The sequence below is a fragment of the Ruegeria sp. HKCCA5491 genome (genome assembly GCF_013034565.1).
Taxonomy (GTDB): Bacteria; Pseudomonadota; Alphaproteobacteria; order Rhodobacterales; family Rhodobacteraceae; genus Ruegeria.
The window spans coordinates 1-1,281 of sequence record NZ_WQGG01000024.1; the positions used below are offsets into that span (position 1 = coordinate 1).

The 1,281-nt window shown below is 61.9% G+C and carries 1 protein-coding gene; it reads left to right on the forward strand.

Features of this window, described 5'->3' with window-relative positions; all coding sequences use genetic code 11:
* The first annotated feature begins 2 nt into the window (after positions 1 to 2).
* Entirely contained in the window at positions 3 to 1,280 is a 1,278-nt protein-coding gene (gene eno / locus GOV88_RS20340; protein WP_171241542.1) for a phosphopyruvate hydratase, read from the forward strand.
* Position 1,281 lies beyond the last annotated feature (1 nt).

Below are 1,281 nucleotides of genomic sequence, written 5' to 3' on the forward strand. Positions count from 1 at the left end.
TAATGAGCACAATCATCGACATCCACGCCCGTGAAATTCTTGACAGTCGGGGCAACCCGACGGTTGAGGTGGACGTGATTTTGGAAGACGGCACGATGGGCCGGGCGGCGGTGCCGTCGGGGGCCTCGACCGGCGCCTATGAGGCGGTGGAAAAGCGCGATGGCGACAAGGCGCGCTATATGGGCAAGGGCGTGCTGGAAGCCGTTGCTGCGGTGAACGGTGAGATCGCGGAAGAACTGGTTGGCTTTGACGCGACTGAACAGGTCGCCATCGACCAGGCGATGATCGAACTGGACGGAACCGAGAACAAGGGCCGTCTGGGCGCGAACGCCATTCTGGGTGTCTCGCTGGCCACGGCCAAGGCCGCAGCCGATTTCACCACGCAGCCTCTGTATCGCTATGTCGGCGGCACGTCGGCGCGCGTTCTGCCCGTGCCGATGATGAACATCATCAATGGTGGTGAGCACGCGGACAACCCGATCGACATTCAGGAATTCATGGTCATGCCGACCTCGGCCGCGAATATTCGCGAAGCGGTGCGCATGGGGTCCGAGGTGTTCCACACGCTGAAACGCGAACTGTCGGCGGCAGGTCTGGCCACTGGCGTCGGCGATGAGGGGGGCTTTGCACCCAACATCGCATCCACACGCGAAGCGCTGGATTTCATCCTGCAAGCCATTGAAAAGGCAGGTTACAAGCCGGGCGAGGAAATCCACCTTGCCCTGGATTGCGCCGCCACCGAGTACTACAGGGACGGCAAATACGTTCTGTCGGGCGAGAATATTTCGCTGACCTCCGAGGAAAACGCCGAGTATCTGGCGGCGCTGGTCAAAGACTATCCGATCATCTCAATCGAAGACGGCATGTCCGAGGATGACTGGGACGGGTGGAAGGCCCTGACCGACGCTATCGGCGACAAGGTCCAGCTTGTGGGCGACGACCTGTTTGTGACCAATCCCGCGCGTCTGGCCGAAGGGATCGAGCGCGGCTGCGCGAACTCGATGCTGGTCAAGGTGAACCAGATCGGATCGCTGACCGAAACCCTGCGCGCCGTCGATATGGCCCACCGCGCGCGCTATACCAACGTGATGTCGCACCGCTCGGGCGAGACCGAGGACGCCACCATTGCCGATCTGGCCGTGGCGACCAATTGCGGCCAGATCAAGACCGGCTCGCTGGCGCGGTCGGACCGGTTGGCCAAGTACAACCAGCTGATCCGCATCGAGGAATCGCTGGGCGAGGTCGCCGAATACGCTGGGGCTTCGATCCTGAAGCGGTGAA

What these genes read in the sequence shown, in the direction of transcription:
- eno (WP_171241542.1), top strand. Translation starts at nt 3, where the DNA reads ATGAGCACAATCATCGACATCCACGCCCGTGAAATTCTTGACAGTCGG.